The following is a 19,598-nucleotide window of genomic DNA, read 5'->3' as shown; positions in this document are numbered from 1 at the left end:
GGTTGATAAAAGTTATACTATAAATTCTCTTTGATAAAATTAGTCATTTTGTTATAAAGCTGAATTCTCGTTTTACCTCCGTAAATACCGTGGTTTTTATCTGGATATATCTGAGAATCAAATTGTTTATTAGCCTGAATTAACGCTTCCATCATTTGCATAGAATTCTGCACATGTACGTTATCATCACCAGAACCGTGAATCAATAAAAATTTACCTTTTAATTTATCTACGTGATTTATTGGAGAGTTTTGGTCGTAACCGCTTGCATTTTCCTGTGGAGTCTGCATGTATCTCTCTGTATAAACACTGTCATAAAATCTCCAGTTTGTTACCGGAGCAACAGCGATTGCCATTTTAAACACATCGTTTCCTTGAAAAATACAGTTTGAAGCCATAAAACCACCATAACTCCAACCGAAGATTCCAATTCTTGAAGCGTCAACGTATGGATAAGCTCCAATTACTTTTGCAGCATCAATTTGATCTTCTACTTCGTATTTTCCTAATTCTTTTTGCGTTACTTTTTTGAAATCAGCACCTTTATAGCCAGTTCCTCTACCATCTACACAAGCTACAATATAACCTTGTTGCGTAAGTGAAAGAAACCAATAATCATCTGTATTATTCCAGTCGTTGTTTACTTGTTGAGATCCCGGACCAGAATATTGGTACATGAAAACAGGATATTTTTTTGAGGGATCAAAATCTTTTGGCTTTAAAATCCATGCGTTCAATTCGTTTCCTTTAGCCGTTTTTAAAACAAAAAATTCTTTTGCAGGAAGGTTATAGGCTTTCAATTTATCAGCAAGTGCCTGATTGTTTTCGATAACCTGAATTTCTTTTCCTGTTTTAGCCTCGTTTAAAGTATAAGTCGTAGGCACTAAATTACTAGAAAAAGTAGTAATGAAATATTGGAAGTTTGGACTAAAAGTCGCAGCACTTGTTCCAACTTTTGACGTTAAACGTACTTTGTTTTTTCCGTCTAAACCAATTCTGTAAATATCTCTGTTGATTGAACCATTTTCTGTAGACTGATAGAAAATCGTTTTGTTTTTTTCGTCGAAACCATAGTAAGATACTACCTCCCAGTTTCCTTTTGTAACCTGATTTTTAAGTTTTCCTGTTTTATCATATACATAAATATGATTAAAACCGTCTTTTTCGCTTGTCCAGATAAAACTATTGTCTTTTAAGAAAGTTAAGTTATCTGTAACATCAACATAAGCTTTGTCTTTTTCGTTTAAAACCACTTTTGCAGCAGCAGTAGTTCCGTCTACAAAAAGTAAATCAAGATTATCCTGGTGGCGGTTTAAAACCTGAGCTGATAATGTGTTATTATCGTTTGTCCATTGCATTCTTGCAATATAAAAATCATTATAATTTCCAAAATCAACTTTTTTAGTTGCATTTGCAGCCGCATCATATATATGTAATGAAACTACTGAATTTTTTTCTCCCGCTTTTGGATATTTAAAGGTTTCAATTGTTGGATACAAGTCTTTTTTGAAGATTGACATCGAAAATTCAGGAACTGCACTTTCGTCAAAACGAATATAAGCTAGTTTTTTACTGTCTTTGCTCCAGTCAAAAGCACGAACAAAAGCAAATTCTTCTTCATAAACCCAATCCGTAATACCGTTAATAACAGCATTTTTCTTTCCATCGGTAGTAACTGCTATAGATTTTTTTGAAGCTACGTCATAAACATAAAGATTGTTTTCTTTAGCATAAGCGATTTTTGTTCCATCAGGAGAAAAAGTCGGTTCCTGAATCTGAAAATCAAAAAGCTTCGTTAATGACTTAGAAGCAATATCATATAAAAAATAATCTGCTGTAAACGAGTGACGGAAAATTTGATTTGAATTACAAGCAATTAAAATCTTTTTCTCTGAAGCATCAAAAGTATAGCTGTCAATTCCGTCTGCTAATGCTGCATGATTTTTTGTATCAATTAAATTAGATACTTTTTTTAGCGTTGCAAAATCGTATAAATCAATTTGCATACTTCTGCTGGCATTATCCACATTCAACACAGTATATTGGTCTGTATTTTTCAACGATTGCAATTCATCCATTCCTTTGGCACGAAAAGCTCCACCATAAATATTCTCAACAGTAATTTTTTGTTGCCCAAAAACGGTCGCAACTAAAAACAAAAGTATAACAGTAATTTTACTTGTATTCATTTGAATTAATTTAAATATAAAAAAGAGCCCAATTTTAGTGAAAAAAATAAACATAATACACATTTTAAGTGTTAAATGTTAAAAAAAATAACGATTGCGTATTTTTCAATTTTAAATAGATTATAAACAAATCTCTTAAATTGGTATCTTTGTTGCAACATTATTATTTAAAATACTGAAAATGAACAATGCTGTTGCTGGATTTTCGAAATTATCCAAAAAAGAAAAAATAAACTGGATCGCCAATGAATATTTTTCAACCCCTGAAGAAGCACTTAATATAATAAGAAATTACTGGAATTCAGACGAAAAGCTCCAACAACTGCATGATGAATTCATAGAAAACACCATTACAAACTTTTATATTCCACTTGGAGTTGCTCCAAATTTTTTAATCAACGGAAAATACAAGACCATTCCAATGGCAATTGAGGAAAGTTCTGTTGTTGCTGCAGCTTCAAAATCAGCCAAATATTGGTCAACCCGAGGCGGTTTTAAAGCAACCGTTATCAATACCGAAAAGATCGGTCAGGTTCATTTTACATTCAATGGAGATGCAGAGAAACTACAATCTTTCTTTGACCAGATAAAACCTAAATTTTTTGAAGACACGCAAAGTATCACCAAAAACATGCAGCAGCGTGGCGGTGGAATTTTAGATATTAAATTAAAAGACAAAAGAAGTTTACTCGAAAATTACTATCAGCTTCATGCGACCTTTGAAACCAAAGACAGCATGGGCGCTAATTTCATCAACTCCTGTTTAGAGCAATTTGCCACGACTTTAAAAGAAGAATTTCAAAATGCTGATCTATTTTCTAAAGAGGAAGAAATCAAGGTAATTATGAGCATTTTATCTAATTATGTTCCCAATTGTCTGGTTCGTGCCGAGGTTTCCTGTCCTATTGAAGATTTAGCCGAAAAACATATTACAAATCCACAGGATTTTGCAGAGCGTTTTGTTCAGGCAGTTCAAATTGCCGAAGTAGAACCTTTTAGAGCCGTAACACACAACAAAGGCATCATGAATGGTGTCGATGCTGTAATTTTGGCAACAGGAAACGATTTTAGGGCTGTAGAAGCCGGAGTGCATGCTTACGCGTCACGCAATGGTCAATATGCAAGTTTATCACACGCTAAAATCGAAAACGGAATCTTTACTTTCTGGCTTGAAATTCCGCTTGCTTTAGGAACCGTTGGCGGATTAACATCTTTGCACCCATTGGTAAAATTGTGTTTTGATATACTCGAAAAACCTTCAGCCGAAGAATTAATGCAAATTGTTGCCGTAGCTGGTTTGGCACAAAATTTTGCTGCTTTGCGTTCGCTTACTACAACCGGAATTCAGGAAGGGCACATGAAAATGCATTTAAACAATATCATCAACCAGTTTGAAGCTAATGAAGAAGAACGTCGCCTGATTAAAGCTCATTTCAAAAAGAACACCGTTTCACATAGTGCCGTTGTTGAGTTTATTGAAAACCTAAGAAAACAAAGTAAATAAAAATTCCAAATAGTATAGTTCCGAATAAAATTCCAACAACAAAATGCCAATAATATTGGAATTTGGAATTTAAAAAATATTGGAATTTAAGTTAATACAGAATGAAAAAGACCTTTTACAGTAACGGAAAACTTTTAATTTCCGGAGAATATCTTGTTTTAGACGGCGCCAATGCTTTTGCTTTGCCAACAAAATTCGGGCAGGATTTAGTGGTTGAAGAAGGATCAGATCAAACAATAGAATGGAAAAGTTATGATTATGACAATCATCTTTGGTTTGAAGATGTTATTTTGTTTTCTGAAATTATAAACAAAACAAATCCCGAATCAGAAACTGTCAAAACGACTTTAATCAATATTTTACACGAAGCTTATTTATTAAATTCTGACTTTATAAACCTGGCGCAAGGATATAAAATAAGCACACATCTTACGTTTCCAAGAAAATGGGGATTGGGAACATCTTCTACCCTAATCAATAATATTGCGCAGTGGGCAAAAATAAATGCTTTTACCTTACTCAATAATAGTTTTGGCGGAAGCGGTTATGATATTGCCTGCGCCCAAAATAATACTCCTATTATATATCAAATCGAAAACAACATTGTAGAACCGGTTATTTTTAATCCGGATTTTAAAGAAAACATCTATTTTGTGTATTTGAATAGAAAGCAAAATAGCAAAGCTGCAATAAATGCATACTACAACAACAGAAACGAACATTTAGCAGAAAACATTACAAAAAACAATAAACTTACTGAAGCTATCATAAATGCAAAAACGGTATCCGATTTTGTGAGAGCTTTAGAAAAACATGAAATTCATTTAAGTAATATTCTTGAAACAAGAACAATCAAAGAAATTGCTTTTCCTGATTTTAATGGTGTAATAAAAAGTCTCGGAGCCTGGGGCGGCGATTTTGTAATGGTAGTTTGTAAAGAAAGTCCAAAAGATTATTTTGTTTCAAAAGGATATGAAACTATTTTGACTTATAACGAAATGATTTTACAAGTATAAATCTCGCTTACAATCATTTTAAGACAAAACTTAATTAGCCTTTTTATTATTATTCTTAAGCTGTTTGCTGGTTTCAAGTCTGCGAACCTTTTGTGTTTCCTGCTCATTTGATTCAATAAGAGTATTGTGCAAACGCTCAGCCATTTTTTCTATACTATTTGTAATAGAATCGTATACAAGTTCCATTCTGCGGTGCTTTTCTTCCTTTACGGCTTTTAAAACATCTTCCACAAAAAATTTATCGTATTTTTCAGCAACAGAATCTCTGGTATTAGTAAGTCTGATAACATAATCGTTACTTAAAATAGTAACCTTGAAATGTTGTTCTTCATTACTTAAATAATATTTGCCTCCCAATTCATCAACGTTGATGTCAGTACTGCTTACTTTTAAAAGTTCTGTAATTATTCCAAAAATGTGATTTTCAATTTTGGTATATACTTTCGCTTTTCTTCTAAACAAAAACTTAAACATAAAAAATATTAAATGCCTGATTATTAAAGTTCTCGATCATTGTTCTGTTGCAATATTGATTAAATTTGTTTTCAAAAAACTCAACAAATAAACTGTAATAATTTGAATATCCCAAATATTTTAGATTATATTTCTATTATTCCTATATAACTTAAGAAAAATAGAAAGATTTTTATTACGAAACTATTTTAAGTTGGTTTAAATAAAGAAAAATATAACGTTCTATTTCTACTTAAAGAAAATTTGGCACACAGTTCTGTTCAGACTCATATACGAGCAATTCTTCATTATAGTTTTAAACTTTAATAAAAAAAAATTACTCATTTCAATTCATAAAAAAAATCCGAAACATTCAAATGAACGTTTCGGATTTTTATATTATGTATTACTAAAAACTAGTAATTAAATTGTAATCTGTTATCTTCAATTTTAGCATTGTTTTTCAACGCTGGTAAAATTCTGCTTGCATCAGATGCACTTTGAGATTTTATTTTTGCAACATATTCTGCATGATTAGCAATTGCCGGAGCTTTTACTGTGCTGATGTTTTTTACAACATAAACTCCAGTATTTCCTTCAATTGGAGCAGAAATTTTATTTGCTGCTAATGCAAATGCATTTCCAACAACTTTAGGCTCTTGCCCAACTCCACCAGGTAAAACAGTATTATCCAAAGTTACATTAGTAGCTTGTTGAACTGCAACACCTGCACTTTTAGCAATAGCTTCAAGGCTTGAACCAGTCATTTTAGCTTTTAGTAATTCGGCTTTTTTCTTGTTTTTCAAAATTGGCTCAACATAAGGTCTTGCAACAGTAACTGAAACTAAACCAGATTTGTTTTCGCTTTTGTATTGTGCAATTACGTGACCAACATTTGCGATTTCAAAACGTTTTACATCGCCTTTGCTTGTTTCTTTGTCATATGCCCATCTGATGATGTTACGTTGGTTTCCTAATGGACCAAATTGCTCATCCATAGCTTTTGCAGTTACCGGAGCAGCTACTTTTAAACCTAAAGCTTTTGCAGTTGCATTGAAATCTTTATCAGCAGCATCCATTTCGAATTTAGTTGCCAATGTAAATACTTTATCAGAAGTAGCTTCAGAAGGCTCAATTTTTTGAGCGATTGTCGCTAAACGAATTCCGTCTTGTTTATCTGTAATTTTGATAATGTGAAATCCAAATTGAGTTTCAACTAAACCAACTTTTCCAATTCCATTGCTGAATACAAAATCATTAAATGGTTTTACCATTTGGTTTGGACCAAAATATCCTAAATCACCACCTTGTTGTGCAGATGAATCATCAGAACTTGTAAAAGCCAACATCATGAAGCTATCAGGATTTGCTTGAACCTGAGCTAAAATTTCTTCAGCTTTTGCTTTTGCTTCTTCTTTAGTTCTTTTTTCTTTTGGATTAGGAGTTTGAGATCCTTCATATCCAATTAAAATATGACTTGCTTTTGCATTAACTCCTGATTTAAATCCTAAAGATTTAGAGATCGCATAATATCTTCCATAAACATAAGGACCATAAATTGCACCTGCTGGTAAGCTAAATAATTTATCAGCATCAACAGCCGGCAAAGCATTTTTAGCCACGTAAGTAGAATCGTAAGGAACATCAGAATTTGCATTTACAAATTCAGCAATGTTTGTAGCGTTTCTAAAACCTGGCAAAGTATCGTTTTTACCTGTTTTTGCATTATACTCTACTCTTCCGTTTAATAGAGCAGTGATTTTTGCTTTAATCTCAGCCTCATCTTCTTTAGAAGCTTTGTCTTCAACTAAAACATATTGAATTTCACGAGTTTCATCCGCTTTGAATTTTTTCTCGTTTTTCTTCATATAATCAACAATATCAGAATCAGAAATTTTTACATCACTATCTTTAATAGAAGAATATAATGCAGCAGCATAAGCAAAGTTTACTTTGTTAGCTTCCATTTCATATTTCAATTTTCCTTCACTAGCAGTTGTGTAAAGACCTGATTTTACTAATGTATTGTAGATTTGAAATTTTGCGTTTAATTCAGCATCTTTTTCTTTTGCTGAAATATATTGTGCTGCTTCAGGATTTGTTTTGAAGTACTCTTTAAATTTAGCAACATCAAAAGCGCCTGCAGCATTTAAAAACATTGGATTTTTACCAATATTAGGATCTGTTTTTAAAACTTCCAAAAGGTGTTTTTCACCAACTCTCAATCCTAATTTGTCAAACTGAGATGACAATAAAGCGATTGAAACCTCTTGATCCCAAACTCTGTTTGCAGCTTCAGTGGAAGTAATTCCTTGCCCACTTTTTTCAACATTACTAACTTTAACTCTAAAGTCTTCAAATGAAATATCTTTTCCATCGATGCTTCCTACATCTTTTGAACTCTGACCGAAGCTTCCTCTTGTGAAAAGATCTTGTATTATAAATGCAAATAATGCAAGTGCAATAACTCCTATCAATAAAGCGGAACGCTGTCTAATTTTTGCTAAAACTGCCATTTTTATTATCGTTAATTTTATATTCAGTTTGCGAAAATACAATTATCTAGTTAATAACAATACAACTAGTGTTTTATTTTCGACATTTTTTTTTAATTTAAGAAAAAATCACTCTTTTATGGTCATTTTTACTAATTCAATTTTCTTGTTTGAAGCTTCTTCTATCACAAAATGAAAGCTGTCTATGACTATTTTTTCTCCTTTTTGAGGAATTTCTTTGGTTGAATTTACAATAAAACCACCCAAAGTTCCGTAAGAATCCTCCTCAGGAATATTCAATTTATAGGTTTCATTTAAATATTCAACATCCAAACGTGCCGAGAATAAATATTTACCTTCTTCCAGCTCCTGCTCTATTAATTCTTCGTCAAGATCGTGTTCATCTTCAATTTCACCAAAAAGCTCTTCTACAATATCTTCTATCGTTATAATTCCCGAAGTCCCTCCGTGTTCATCCAGAACAACAGCGACATTTTTTCGTTTCTTAATGAGCAAATTTAAAGCGTCTTTTATCGAAATTGTTTCCGGTACAAACTCAACAGTCATTAGAACTGATTTAATTGTTTTCGGCTTTTTAAACAAATCAAAAGAATGCACGTAACCCACAATGTCATCAAGTGAATTCTGGCTTACTACAATTTTAGAATAGCCAGTTTCTATAAATAATTCTTTTAGCTCTGAAACGGTTGCAAACAAATCAATATCAACAATTTCTGTGCGCGGCGTCATAATATCACGCGCTTTTACGCCTGAAAATTCCAAGGCATTTTGAAAGATCTGAATCTCAGAATCGACTTCTTCATTATCTTCTACAGAACTCATTTGCTCTGTTATATAATTCCCCAACTCTATTTTACTAAAATACAACTGAACCTGATCTCCTTCTGTTTTAAAAAACTTTCTTAAAATAAAATCAGAAATCCAGATAAAAAAGGTCGAAATATAGTAGAACAGCCTGTAAAACAAATAGGCCGGAATTGCAAAAATCTTAATTAAGGAATTAGCGTAAATCTGAAAAAAGACTTTCGGAAAAAATTCAGCGGTTATTAAAACCACAAAAGTAGAAATTAAGGTCTGAACCAATAAACTGGTCATATCCGAAAAGTGAAAACCTAAACCGGTGACACATTGCAGGACTACATCACCCATAAAAAATCCATAAATTACCAAAGCAACGTTATTGCCAATAAGCATTGCCGCGATAAATTTTGAAGGATTCTGAGTAAGTTTTGTGAGGATTTGAGAAATAAAGTTATCCTGTTTTTTTTCTATTTCAAGATAAATTTTATTGGAAGAAATAAACGCTATTTCCATTCCTGAAAAAAAGGCTGATAGTATTAAACATAGTATTATAATACTAATTTCCATTTTTTATTGTTTTTTGTTACGATCGTCAAATTTCCTTGCAAACTTTCTTCTGAAGAAAAACATGAAAATGGCCAATCCTGCAATTATAAAACTTAAAGTAGAATTGTCATTTCCTTCATTTAATTTCGTGATTCCGTCGTAAATAAAAAAAACGGCGAATAAAATGTAAACGTATTGTGTGTATTTTAAATAATTCATGATGGTGTTTTTATTCTTCGGCTTCCAGTTCGCCGGTTATTCTTTGTGAATTTATCACTTTAAAATCTTTACTAAAGTCAATACCTTGTCCGTGCGAAACACCTTTTGCATCTGTTAGTTTGAATTTTCTTTCGGTATAAAACCATTCGTTTTTCTGATCAAAATACAATTGCTCCGTTTCCAGCATCTGACCGGTTTCTGATGTAATTTTTACTTTTCCCTGCAAATCGATAATTCCGGTTTGTTTATAGGAAACAGCATAATTTGATCTTATAAAAGTACGCTTTTGCTTTTTATCATACAAAGTAACGTCAATTCCCAGAGGAAATTCTGTAAATGGAAAATCAAGATTAGAATAATCCAGCATTTTTCTGCTTTTGAGAACTCCGGTAATGCGTCCTGAATCTGTATATTTTATATCAACAGTATCAGCATCACTTCCGGGAACGAATTCTGAAAAGTTAATTTTCTGAACTTCTTTAAAATTACTTTCGCATCCAAAAAACAGTGTCACAGCAAAAACTGTGACAGCGTTTATTATATATCTCTTTGGTAAATTCATTTGCCAAATGTAGTAAATTGTAATGAGGTTAAAAAAACATAAAATTATGCTTAATTGAATTTACTTTTCACGAACCATTTATCGTTGAAAGAGAAACTTAAACTAAAGTTTACATAATTTTCCTGAACTAAACCTGCTGTTTTTGTTCCTTTTTTACCAACTTCAATTCCAAAGTTTACGTTTGAAAATGTTCCTGTAATAGGAAAACCGGCACCTAAAGTCATTCCAACATCATTGATAGACTGATCATTTACAATTAGTCCTGATTTTTCAAATTTAAGACCTGCTCTGTACGTGATTCTGCTAAAATAGCTTGAGAAAGAAGTATAATTAGGAACGTAATATCCTCCAATAGCATATTTAGAATACTTTTCATAACGAACATTATCTGTTGTATTATAGTAGTTATTCAGTTTTCCATCGCCCTGAAAAGCAATAGTTGTACCTACTAACCATTTTCTGGCTTCTCCAATACCGGCACCAAAAGTTATTTTATTTGGTAATTTTAAAGTAGTTTCAACAGGATCGTCCGTAATATCATCAGGATCTCCATCAACTTCAATAACTCTTGTGCTGTTTGATCTTAATGTACTTGCAAAGGTGTAGTTTAAACTTGTATATAAGTTTAGCTTTTTGTCAATTTTAGTCTGATACATGGTACCAATATTAAAATTCACACCTGATAATTCAGAAGCATTTGTTTCTCTTGTTGCACTTTGAACGCCTGTAACGGCTTCGATAGTGGTTGTTGAGATTTTACCGAAGTTATATTGTACATCAGCTCCAATATTCCATTTTGGTGTAATTTTATACCCTAAACCAAAGAATACTTTGTTTACTCCGCCTTTTCCTTCAAGCTGACTGTTTATTCCTCCCTGAGCTGGATTTAGATCTGAAATTTTATATCCTACAGAAGATAATGGCACTAAACCAAAACCTGCTCCAAATTTTCCCATCGGAATTCCTAATGCTAAATAGTCAAAAGTTGATCTTTGTGCTTTTGAAGATTCGGTATCGCTTTTTATAACATTAGTTCCAAAAGTTCCTCCAACTGTAAAAGTCGTTTGTCCAAGACTGGCATAACTTGCCGGATTTTCAATATTCAAGTGAATACTATCCTGCTCTACTGAAACTCCACCCATAGATCTGTTTTCAAGAGTTCCTTTAAATCTTGATTCCCCAATTCCGTAAAAAGAATATGGTGAAGATGTACCTTGCTGAGCAAATGAAACGAACGAGATAAGTAAACAAGCACTTATTATAATTTTTTTAATCATTGTCGATTTTATATTGAAATGTTTGGTTCAAACTTTCCAGAAGGAAATTTGAATTGGCAAATATGGTATTTTTTAATCGTTTAGCCAAAAAATCTGCATCACCACCCGTTAAAATTATTATAAAATTTGAAAAGTTTCCCCGATATTCATCGATAAAACCATCAATTTCATAGACGAACCCATTGACAATCCCTGAATGAATCGCCTGTTTGGTAGAGTTTCCTATATAAGAATCCGGAGATTCTAAAGTTAATAACGGCAGTCTGGCCGTGTAATTGTGCAAAGCTTCATATCGCAATCTCAAACCCGGCGAAATGGCTCCGCCTAAATAATTGTCATTTTCGTCGATAAAATCGTAGGTAATACAAGTTCCGGCATCAATAACTAATCTGTTTTGTTTGGGAAATTGCAAAGTTGCCCCGGAAGCCAAAACCATTCTGTCGATGCCTAATGTTTTTGGCGTAGCATATTTATTTATGAAAGGAAAAACATCTTCGTGTGTCAAAAAATGAATATTGATTTGTTTTTCGAAAGCCAGAAAAGATTGTTTTTCGACATTTCCGACTGATGCCACGACCAAATCAGAACAATTTGGAAACTTTTTTAAAATTTTTTCAATTTTTTTTTCCAGTTCATTTTTCTCAAAAACAAAATTTTCGAGAACTTTACTTTCCTCAAAGACAGCTGCTTTAATTCGGGTATTCCCAACATCTACTGTTAAAACCATATTTTTTTATTTACCAATGCGAAGGTACGAATTGATTTTTTTAAAAAAATGTTTTGGATAAACGAAAAATGATTCTATCTTTGCACCCGCATTAACCGCACAACGGTACCTTAGCTCAGATGGTAGAGCAATGGACTGAAAATCCATGTGTCCCTGGTTCGATCCCTGGAGGTACCACGAAACCCACTCAACTGAGTGGGTTTTTTGTTTTTAATGCTTTCCTGAAATTTATCGCACAAAAATTTAACCGCAAAGAGCGCTAAGATTTACGCAAAGTTCGCAAAGTTTTTTTTAAACTTTGCGAACTCTGTGCTTTTTGCTTTGTGATCTTTGCGGTTAAATGATTCTAATATTCAAGTTTTGTAAACTTTTAATTACCAAAAAAACCAAAGTTAATAATTATATAGTTTTTGTTAAAAAAGTATCAACTAAATAAAAAAATATCTCATATATTCGTAAAATCATACATTAAGTTTTTATTTATTATTAAAAACACATAGCATTTTATGAGTAAAACTTCTACAAAAGGCATTTGGAAAGTAATTTCGGCCTCATCGATGGGCACCATGATTGAATGGTATGATTTCTATATTTTTGGAAGTTTAGCCGTGGTAATTTCAACAAAATTCTTTCCGAGTGATAATCCAACTGCGGCTTTTTTATCGACTTTGGCCACTTTTGCGGCAGGATTTGTAGTTCGTCCGTTTGGTGCTTTATTTTTTGGAAGACTTGGCGATATCATTGGACGAAAATATACTTTTATGGCTACCTTATTATTAATGGGTGGCTCTACTTTTCTAATAGGCTGTATTCCCAGTTATGAAACTATCGGTTTTTTCGCTCCTTTATTGGTTTTAATTCTGCGTTTATTACAAGGTCTCGCTCTTGGCGGAGAATATGGAGGAGCGGCGACTTATGTGGCAGAACATGCTCCAGTAGGACAAAAAGGATATTGGACTTCGTGGATTCAAACCACGGCAACTGTTGGTTTATTTATTTCTTTAATGGTAATTCTGGCCACTAAAAATGTCCTTTCGGCCGAAGATTTTGATTCGTGGGGATGGCGTGTTCCGTTTTGGGTTTCGATTGTTATGGTTGGCGTTTCCTATTTAATTCGTAAAAATATGGATGAATCGCCTGTATTTGCAAAAGCAAAAAAGGAAGGAACAACGAGCACAAATCCATTAAAAGAAAGCTTTGGAAACCGTTATAATTTAAAGTTTGTTTTACTGGCTTTATTTGGCGCTACAATGGGACAAGGAGTTGTTTGGTATACCGGACAGTTTTATGCGATGAGTTTTATGAAAACGGTAATGAATGTCGATTCCTCTCAAGTAGATCAATTACTTGGAATTGCCTTATTATTAGGAACACCGTTTTTTATTGTTTTCGGATGGCTTAGCGATAAAGTAGGACGAAAATATATCATGATGACAGGAATGCTGCTTGCTATTTTATTCTACAGACCCATTTATAAAATGATGTATGAAACTACTGATGTTAAGTACAAAACTGAAATTATTGAAGACCGAAAACAAGCCATTGATACCAGTAAAAACAAGCATTCGATTGTAACTACTGAAAAAAAATACACAGACGGAACAACCTTATTAGAAAAAAGAACGTACGTAGTAAATAAGAAAGAAGCTTTGGTAACTACTTCAATTAGTATCAATTCAAATGACGAATGGACTGTGGTCTTTTTGGTTTTCATTCAGGTTTTATTTGTTACAATGGTGTATGGTCCAATTGCTGCTTTTTTAGTCGAAATGTTTCCAACAAAAATAAGATACACTTCAATGTCACTGCCTTATCATGTGGGAAATGGAATTTTTGGAGGTTTGCTTCCGGCAATTTCGACCTATTTTGTAACGCATGCAAAAACGAGTGGAAAAGCTGATTTTTATCTTGAAGGACTTTGGTATCCTATCATTATAGCTTCAATATGCTTTGTAATCGGAATGATCTATATTGATAATAAAAACAAAACGAATCACCTTTAATAATAATGAATATGAATGCAATTAAACAGATTTTAGGTGTTTTATGGGTTATTTTAGCTGTGGCTGCGGCTTATTTTTGTGTTTTTGAATTTGGTTTGCCCAAACTGCTTTCAGATCAGCAAGACGATTTAGTATTTGGTATTATCATTCTTTTTATTCTTACCCCGCTTATTGTTTTAGGCTTGGGGACTTTTGGGTATTTTGCCGTAATTGGAGAATACAACGATAAAAAAAAATAAATAAAAATAATAAACAACTAAACCAGAAAAGGGCTGTCTATTTTCCAATAGAACAGCCCTTTCACATTACTAACATAACCAAATTTTAATCTGTCAGATATATTTTCAATGTTTATTTTTTAATGAACTTCATTACCTCGATTTTATCATTCTGATCAAACGCTTTTACTACATAAAGTCCTGGTTTTAATTCGCCGACACCAAATTGAAAGTCGGTATTTCCATTAGAAATAAAACTCTTTACCAATTGACCTGAGATTGCATAAACCTGAACTTTTGCTGCGGCAATATTTAAGGTAAAATAGTGAGAAACCGGATTTGGATATAAACTAACCGTATTCCCTTTTTCGAAATCTTTTATAGCTAAATTTGCCTGTTTGTTACCATAAATTCTATATTCTCCGGCTGGTAAATTTATTGCTGCATTTACATCCGTAACATTTATAGTTGTATTATCCATCAAATTATACCAGGTTCCTGTATATGGAAAACCTGTTGCAGCGTTTTGAGCCGTAACATCAAAATTGGCTATGATTAAAACGTCTTTCAATTGTGTGGAAGATAAATTGCTATTTGTGATTTTTATATTTACTGCCAATGAATTAACGCTTGCCATTACAGGAGTTCCCAAAAATACCGGTTCTGTGGTTTTAAGCGTAATCATTTTTGCCCAATCGTTGTAAATTTTATTTCTGTTCGAATTCCCTAACCAGTTATTTACCCATTGAGGCTGTGGTTTTTTATCTAATTTACAATCTCCGGAAATTGCATCAAAATCTGAATTTACAGAATTATCATTGCAGGTAAATATTGAATTTTCCCATCCTAATTCTCCAAAATGCCAAATCATTTTTGGTCCCGGAATCAATAATGAAACTGCTCCAATTGCAGACATCCTTGATAAAGCTGTATTTAAATCTTTTACATTATATGCACCACTCGAATTTCCGTATTGTATATTTTTAAACATCAAACGTTCTTCATCATGACTTTCTGCATAACCCATTAATCGGTTTACTTTAAAACCATGATTAGCACTTATCATTCTTGAAATATCACTTTCTGATGCGTATCCCATAGACAATTGATTGTAAGGTCCTGTCATTTTTCCCCACATCATAACTCCTTTGCTTGGCGTTTCGGCAATTTTATAATTTGCCCATTCTTTCTCTTCTAAATCACTTCCTAAATGTTCAAAAATCGTATAATGTGTAGGATCAAGACTCCAGGAATAATCGGCATATTTTTTCAAAACATCCACTCTGTCTTGTTGATAAAGGTTTGTACAGGATTCATCTGCAGCCGTACAATTTTGCGTAAATCCTTTGGTTAAATCCCAACGGAAACCATCAATTTTATATTCTTCGATCCACTGTTTCACTACGCGGTTTACATAATACTGTGTTTTAAGCGATTGATGATTAAAATCTTCGCCAACACTATAACTGTGTTTTGCTACGGTATTAAAATAAGGATTTTCAGCTGTTGGCGAACCAAAACCATCTCCATCAGGATCGTTCATCCACATTCTAACCATTGGATTTCTTCCGAAAGCGTGATTTAAAGCAACGTCAAGAATAACCGCAATTCCGTTTTGATGACATAAATCGATAAGTTCTTTTAGTTTATCCGAAGTTCCGTAAAACTTATCCAGCGCCATATGAAATGACGTATTGTAGCCCCAGCTTTCATTGCCTTCAAATTCCATTACCGGCATTAATTCGATTGCATTTATTTTAAGATTTTTAAAATAATCGATTCTGTCAATTATACTTTGATAATTTCTGGCGGCATCAAAATCGCGAACCAAAACTTCATACACTACCAGTTTTTCTTTTTCAGGTTTTACGAAATTGGTTACTTGCCAATTATACGGTGTTTGTCCAGTTTTTAAAACGGTTACCTCAAAATTTTGTCCTGTCGGATAAACGGGCATATTTGGATAAGAAGCCGAAGGAATCGTTGGATCATCATAAGGTGATAAAACCAAAGTTGAATAAGGATCTGCGGTTTTTACCAATGCAGGAGAATTGGCAAGCGGCGTAGCATCAACCACCCAATATTGATAGGTATTATTTACTCCGGAAACTAATCCTGTAATTTCTAACCAAAATTTGCCTGAAGCAGGATCTTTTTTCATGGCATACGCCGAAGTCGGATTCCAGTTGTTAAAACTTCCGGCAACGTAAACAAAATCTTTTAAAGGTGCATCCAGAACCAATGTTGCTTTTGTCGCATCTGCCGAATTATAATTAATTCCGTCCACCAAACCTGCCGGCATTGCTACTGAAGTTGTATTAGGATTTACAATTACAGAAAACTTTTTTACAATGGTTGTTACTCCCTGAACTATACTCAATTCATAGCTTTGATTGGTTGTAATATTAAGATGGGAATAAGAATAACTTGATGTACTTGCATTACTATTGATTGTCGTTCCGTTTGCTTTTAAGGTATAACTTGCTGCACCATTTGTGTTTGTTGCCGAAATAGTAAAGTTTGAACCTGAAGCAATAATGCTCGCACTATTTTCTGCCGGAGCAGTTAAAGTTGCCTGAAAAGAACCTACTTCAACCAAAATATCTTGTGATTTTTTATCGCCGTTTCCATTTTTTGCTTTAACTAAAAATCCTATTTTTCCAATTCCTGTCGTATTATAATACGTTGTCGGGGTAATAGTTTTTGTATAAGTATCGGAAACTGCATTGTAAGTAAATTTACTGGCTTCACTTGAGGCGTCCCAGGATCCGTTGTCCGGAGTTCCTTTTTGTGTGGTATCATTTAAATCAAAGGCCCAGGCCCATAAGTAAAGGGAATGATCTGTTATTCCCCAGGTTGTTTCGTTAATACTGCTTCCGTTAATTGTAATGGTAATAGAAGTAGTTTCTTCAAAAGTTGAAGGACTTACAGAATAACTCGCTGTTTGCTGTTGTGCAAATGTAATTGCGGTCAATAAAAGAAATATTGATAGTATAGTTTTTTTCATAATGTGGTTTGGTTTAGTTAGTAAGATCAAAAAAGGGCTACCTTATAGATAGCCCTTTTCAATATGTCCATTAAAAATTAATCTAATGTTATAGTTTTTGCAACGTTGTCAATTTTCAAAACTCTTGATCCTGTTGGTCCGGTATATTTAAAATTGTTATCACTATCACCTGAATTTACTAATTCAGAATCAATAGCATAACCCATACCAGAATAGTAAGTGTAGTTATGACTTGAACCCCAGTTATCATTACTTGTAAAATTGTTTCCTAAAAACTCCCTAAAAGATTCTCCACTTTTAAGAACAATAGTTACCTGATAGATATTGGTTTGACCTATAACTAAAGGAAATTCTGTTTCAGCATCACCATCCCAAGTCCATCCGCCTGGAGTAGCAGCACCTACTAACCAATGAGAACTAGCCAACGGAATATGATAAGGAGTTGCTTTTATTGTAAAGACATTAGAATATTGAGGAAGCCCGCTAGCGCCTACAACAGACTTAATACGAATATCCACATCGTTTACCTCTTTTTCAACAAAACCACCATTAACTAATGCAGAATTTAATTCTTGCTGAGTCAATTCTTTTGAAGTTGCCGTAGTATTAGTTACGGTTATTGGATTGGCAAAATTAGTTCCGCCTTTTGCAACCTGAATAGTATAATTAACTATAGTCGGGTCTCCTGTATATGTTGCCTTATTCCAAGTTACAGTAGTAGCAATTTCTTTCTCTGTTTCTTTTGTAAGTACAATACTAAAGCCAGTTTGTGGTGTTAATAATACAGGAGCTGTTCCTGCATCAATAACGGGTCTATTGTCTACATCATCAGCATTACATGAAACAGCCAATACCCCAATAAATGCGATTAAAATTTTATATATATTTTTCATTTTAATGTTTATAAGATGTTAGTATCCTGGATTTTGCTTTAATGTTGGATTTGCCTGAATGTTTCTTGCAGGAATTGGCATTAAATCTCTGTCAGTGTCTGTAGAATTACCATTTATAGAACCGCCTTTCCATTGCCAGATTTTAGATCCACCAGTAAATTTTCCAAAACGAATTAAATCCGTTCTTCTGTGACATTCCCAGAATAACTCTCTTCCTCTTTCATCTAAAATAAAATCAAGTGTTAATTCAGGAAGCGTAATTGTTGCTGCATTTGCTCTGGCTCTAATTTGGTTGATATAACCTAAAGCTGTATTAATATTTCCTGTAGTAGCACCTCTTAGAGTTGCCTCAGCATACATTAAATAAGCATCTGTTAATCTAAACATTGGGAAATCGATATCCGGGATATCATTTCTTTGTGCTGCAGAACCATCTGCATTTTTATTGATGTATTTTGTTACAGCATAACCATCAGTAAAAGTTGAAACATTAGTGATGTCTTTTGCTTGACCGGCTGTATAAAATGTTCCTCTTTTATCTGCAGTTGCAGTTTCGTCCGGAAAAAGATTTACAAACTCTCTACGAGTTCTGATTCCTTGCCATCCACCGTCCATTCCTCTAGACGCAGCATCCATGCTACCTCCAATAGAAGCGTGCATAATAAAACTCATTCCTCCACCTGTAGCTCTAATCGCGTTACCGTCTCCAATAATTGGGAAAATAACTTCAGACTGAGCACCGTTTCTATCATTATCTGCAGAAAACAAATAACGGTAAGGAACGTTTGCAAAAGTATATCCTGAACTAGTAATAATTTCATTACATAATGTAGCAGCTTCATTATTTCTGTCAACTCCTGTATATACTTTAGAGTTTAAATAAATTTGTGCCAATAAAAATTTAGCCGCAGTTTTATCAACTCTTCCATATTCATTTGCTTTTGAAGCCACTAAACTATTGTCTAAGTCTTTCAATTCAGATTCAACAAAAGCAAAAACTTCTGCTCTTGATTTTTGTACCGGGTAAAAGAATCCAACAGGATCATTTTCTGTTGTAATTGGTACATTTCCGAACAAATCCATTAAGTTATAATATGAGAAAGCTCTTAAGAAACGAGCCTCAGCTCTGAACTCAGCAATATCTGATTTCAAATTAGCGTCTACACCTCTTGCAGTTAATTTCTCATCCGTAGTTTGTCTTAAAAATTCATTTGCAACACTAATGTGATAGAATGCTCTAGAGAATGTTCCGGCTAAAAATTCATTATCCGGAGACCAAGTTTGAGAATTCAAAGTTGGCAAAGTACCATCAGCCCAAGCAATAATAGCTTCATCTGTAGTAAATTCCTGTGTTACAAAAAGCAATCTTAAGTAACTGCTGAAGTCACCACCAAGTCCTGCAATATCAGGGTTTTGTCCAGGTTTTGTAGCATCTCCGTCACCATCATTTCCTCCAACATATAAACCTGCGTATAATTTGGCCAATACTTCCTTATACGATGCAGGATCTTTAAAAAAGGCTTCTGATAAAAACTCATCATCATCCTTTGGAGTCACGTTTAAATCGTCCGTACACGAAGTAAGCGTCATACTTAATCCTAAAACGAATAGGAAAAAATAAGATATATATTTAAATGATATTTTCATTTTGTTTGTTTTTAAATTTT

At 33.4% G+C, this 19,598-nt stretch carries 15 protein-coding genes and 1 tRNA gene; 5 read left to right on the top strand and 11 right to left on the bottom strand.

Annotation, left to right across the window (positions count from 1 at the left end; all coding sequences use genetic code 11):
• Positions 1 to 17: 17 nt before the first annotated feature.
• Positions 18 to 2,189, bottom strand: coding sequence for a S9 family peptidase (locus AC3QL1_RS07140; RefSeq protein ID WP_492496345.1), 2,172 nt, complete (start codon positions 2,187 to 2,189; stop codon positions 18 to 20).
• Positions 2,190 to 2,370: 181 nt separating this feature from the next.
• On the opposite strand from AC3QL1_RS07140, the gene AC3QL1_RS07135 reads away from it, so the two are divergent.
• Together AC3QL1_RS07135 and AC3QL1_RS07130 are read left to right on the top strand one after the other, a co-directional pair.
• Complete coding sequence (locus AC3QL1_RS07135) at positions 2,371 to 3,693, top strand: hydroxymethylglutaryl-CoA reductase, degradative (RefSeq protein ID WP_492496344.1); 1,323 nt, start codon at positions 2,371 to 2,373, stop codon at positions 3,691 to 3,693.
• Between the two features lie 101 nt (positions 3,694 to 3,794).
• Positions 3,795 to 4,709 carry a GYDIA family GHMP kinase gene (locus AC3QL1_RS07130; protein ID WP_492496342.1) on the top strand — a complete coding sequence of 305 codons (915 nt, stop codon included), beginning with the start codon at positions 3,795 to 3,797 and terminating at the stop codon, positions 4,707 to 4,709.
• A gap of 30 nt (positions 4,710 to 4,739) precedes the next feature.
• Here AC3QL1_RS07130 and AC3QL1_RS07125 read toward each other — a convergent pair whose 3' ends face one another.
• The 7 genes from AC3QL1_RS07125 to AC3QL1_RS07095 all read right to left on the bottom strand — a co-directional run bounded on the left by AC3QL1_RS07125 (position 4,740) and on the right by AC3QL1_RS07095 (position 11,810).
• Positions 4,740 to 5,183: a hypothetical protein gene (locus AC3QL1_RS07125; RefSeq protein WP_492496341.1), complete on the bottom strand. Its 444-nt coding sequence runs from the start codon at positions 5,181 to 5,183 to the stop codon at positions 4,740 to 4,742.
• Positions 5,184 to 5,578: 395 nt separating this feature from the next.
• A complete protein-coding gene (locus tag AC3QL1_RS07120; RefSeq protein WP_492496339.1) occupies positions 5,579 to 7,678 on the bottom strand; it encodes a peptidylprolyl isomerase in 2,100 nt (699 codons plus the stop codon).
• 108 nt (positions 7,679 to 7,786) lie between these two features.
• Positions 7,787 to 9,046, bottom strand: coding sequence for a hemolysin family protein (locus AC3QL1_RS07115; RefSeq protein WP_492496337.1), 1,260 nt, complete (start codon positions 9,044 to 9,046; stop codon positions 7,787 to 7,789).
• A gap of 3 nt (positions 9,047 to 9,049) precedes the next feature.
• The gene (locus tag AC3QL1_RS07110; RefSeq protein ID WP_264536023.1) at positions 9,050 to 9,244 is read right to left on the bottom strand and encodes a hypothetical protein; all 195 of its coding nucleotides are present in this window, start codon (positions 9,242 to 9,244) and stop codon (positions 9,050 to 9,052) included.
• 10 nt (positions 9,245 to 9,254) lie between these two features.
• The gene (gene lptC / locus AC3QL1_RS07105; protein ID WP_492496335.1) at positions 9,255 to 9,806 is read right to left on the bottom strand and encodes an LPS export ABC transporter periplasmic protein LptC; all 552 of its coding nucleotides are present in this window, start codon (positions 9,804 to 9,806) and stop codon (positions 9,255 to 9,257) included.
• A 50-nt stretch (positions 9,807 to 9,856) separates the two neighbouring features.
• Positions 9,857 to 11,083, bottom strand: a complete 1,227-nt coding sequence (gene bamG / locus AC3QL1_RS07100) for a BamG family beta-barrel-assembly machinery protein (RefSeq protein WP_492496333.1) — start codon at positions 11,081 to 11,083, stop codon at positions 9,857 to 9,859.
• A complete protein-coding gene (locus tag AC3QL1_RS07095) occupies positions 11,076 to 11,810 on the bottom strand; it encodes a type III pantothenate kinase (RefSeq protein WP_492496331.1) in 735 nt (244 codons plus the stop codon). Before AC3QL1_RS07095 ends, bamG begins: the two co-directional genes overlap by 8 nt.
• Before the next feature lie 104 nt (positions 11,811 to 11,914).
• On the opposite strand from AC3QL1_RS07095, the gene AC3QL1_RS07090 reads away from it, so the two are divergent.
• The 3 genes from AC3QL1_RS07090 (at position 11,915) to AC3QL1_RS07080 (ending at position 14,052) form a co-directional block, all read left to right on the top strand.
• A tRNA-Phe gene (locus tag AC3QL1_RS07090) sits at positions 11,915 to 11,987 on the top strand.
• Between the two features lie 329 nt (positions 11,988 to 12,316).
• The gene (locus AC3QL1_RS07085; protein WP_492496329.1) at positions 12,317 to 13,813 is read left to right on the top strand and encodes an MFS transporter; all 1,497 of its coding nucleotides are present in this window, start codon (positions 12,317 to 12,319) and stop codon (positions 13,811 to 13,813) included.
• Between the two features lie 11 nt (positions 13,814 to 13,824).
• Positions 13,825 to 14,052: a DUF6814 family protein gene (locus AC3QL1_RS07080; protein WP_492496328.1), complete on the top strand. Its 228-nt coding sequence runs from the start codon at positions 13,825 to 13,827 to the stop codon at positions 14,050 to 14,052.
• 112 nt (positions 14,053 to 14,164) lie between these two features.
• On the opposite strand, the gene AC3QL1_RS07075 is transcribed toward AC3QL1_RS07080, so the two are convergent.
• From AC3QL1_RS07075 to AC3QL1_RS07065, 3 genes are all read right to left on the bottom strand, one after another.
• Positions 14,165 to 17,038 carry an alpha-amylase family glycosyl hydrolase gene (locus tag AC3QL1_RS07075; protein ID WP_492496326.1) on the bottom strand — a complete coding sequence of 958 codons (2,874 nt, stop codon included), beginning with the start codon at positions 17,036 to 17,038 and terminating at the stop codon, positions 14,165 to 14,167.
• Between the two features lie 77 nt (positions 17,039 to 17,115).
• Positions 17,116 to 17,931: a SusE domain-containing protein gene (locus tag AC3QL1_RS07070; protein ID WP_492496324.1), complete on the bottom strand. Its 816-nt coding sequence runs from the start codon at positions 17,929 to 17,931 to the stop codon at positions 17,116 to 17,118.
• A gap of 18 nt (positions 17,932 to 17,949) precedes the next feature.
• Positions 17,950 to 19,578, bottom strand: a complete 1,629-nt coding sequence (locus AC3QL1_RS07065; RefSeq protein WP_492496323.1) for a RagB/SusD family nutrient uptake outer membrane protein — start codon at positions 19,576 to 19,578, stop codon at positions 17,950 to 17,952.
• Between the last annotated feature and the right edge of the window lie 20 nt (positions 19,579 to 19,598).

The sequence above is a fragment of the Flavobacterium sp. GW823-FHT04A11 genome, from assembly GCF_058796535.1.
This window is presented reverse-complemented; position numbering and strand designations above follow the sequence as displayed.

Excerpts from the sequence above, each read along its gene's own strand:
- AC3QL1_RS07140 (WP_492496345.1), bottom strand. The coding sequence starts at position 2,189 with ATGAATACAAGTAAAATTACTGTTATACTTTTGTTTTTAGTTGCGACC.
- AC3QL1_RS07135 (WP_492496344.1), top strand. The coding sequence starts at position 2,371 with ATGAACAATGCTGTTGCTGGATTTTCGAAATTATCCAAAAAAGAAAAA.
- AC3QL1_RS07130 (WP_492496342.1), top strand. The coding sequence starts at position 3,795 with ATGAAAAAGACCTTTTACAGTAACGGAAAACTTTTAATTTCCGGAGAA.
- AC3QL1_RS07125 (WP_492496341.1), bottom strand. The coding sequence starts at position 5,183 with ATGTTTAAGTTTTTGTTTAGAAGAAAAGCGAAAGTATATACCAAAATT.
- AC3QL1_RS07120 (WP_492496339.1), bottom strand. The coding sequence starts at position 7,678 with ATGGCAGTTTTAGCAAAAATTAGACAGCGTTCCGCTTTATTGATAGGA.
- AC3QL1_RS07115 (WP_492496337.1), bottom strand. The coding sequence starts at position 9,046 with ATGGAAATTAGTATTATAATACTATGTTTAATACTATCAGCCTTTTTT.
- AC3QL1_RS07110 (WP_264536023.1), bottom strand. The coding sequence starts at position 9,244 with ATGAATTATTTAAAATACACACAATACGTTTACATTTTATTCGCCGTT.
- lptC (WP_492496335.1), bottom strand. The coding sequence starts at position 9,806 with ATGAATTTACCAAAGAGATATATAATAAACGCTGTCACAGTTTTTGCT.
- bamG (WP_492496333.1), bottom strand. The coding sequence starts at position 11,083 with ATGATTAAAAAAATTATAATAAGTGCTTGTTTACTTATCTCGTTCGTT.
- AC3QL1_RS07095 (WP_492496331.1), bottom strand. The coding sequence starts at position 11,810 with ATGGTTTTAACAGTAGATGTTGGGAATACCCGAATTAAAGCAGCTGTC.
- AC3QL1_RS07085 (WP_492496329.1), top strand. The coding sequence starts at position 12,317 with ATGAGTAAAACTTCTACAAAAGGCATTTGGAAAGTAATTTCGGCCTCA.
- AC3QL1_RS07080 (WP_492496328.1), top strand. The coding sequence starts at position 13,825 with ATGAATGCAATTAAACAGATTTTAGGTGTTTTATGGGTTATTTTAGCT.
- AC3QL1_RS07075 (WP_492496326.1), bottom strand. The coding sequence starts at position 17,038 with ATGAAAAAAACTATACTATCAATATTTCTTTTATTGACCGCAATTACA.
- AC3QL1_RS07070 (WP_492496324.1), bottom strand. The coding sequence starts at position 17,931 with ATGAAAAATATATATAAAATTTTAATCGCATTTATTGGGGTATTGGCT.
- AC3QL1_RS07065 (WP_492496323.1), bottom strand. The coding sequence starts at position 19,578 with ATGAAAATATCATTTAAATATATATCTTATTTTTTCCTATTCGTTTTA.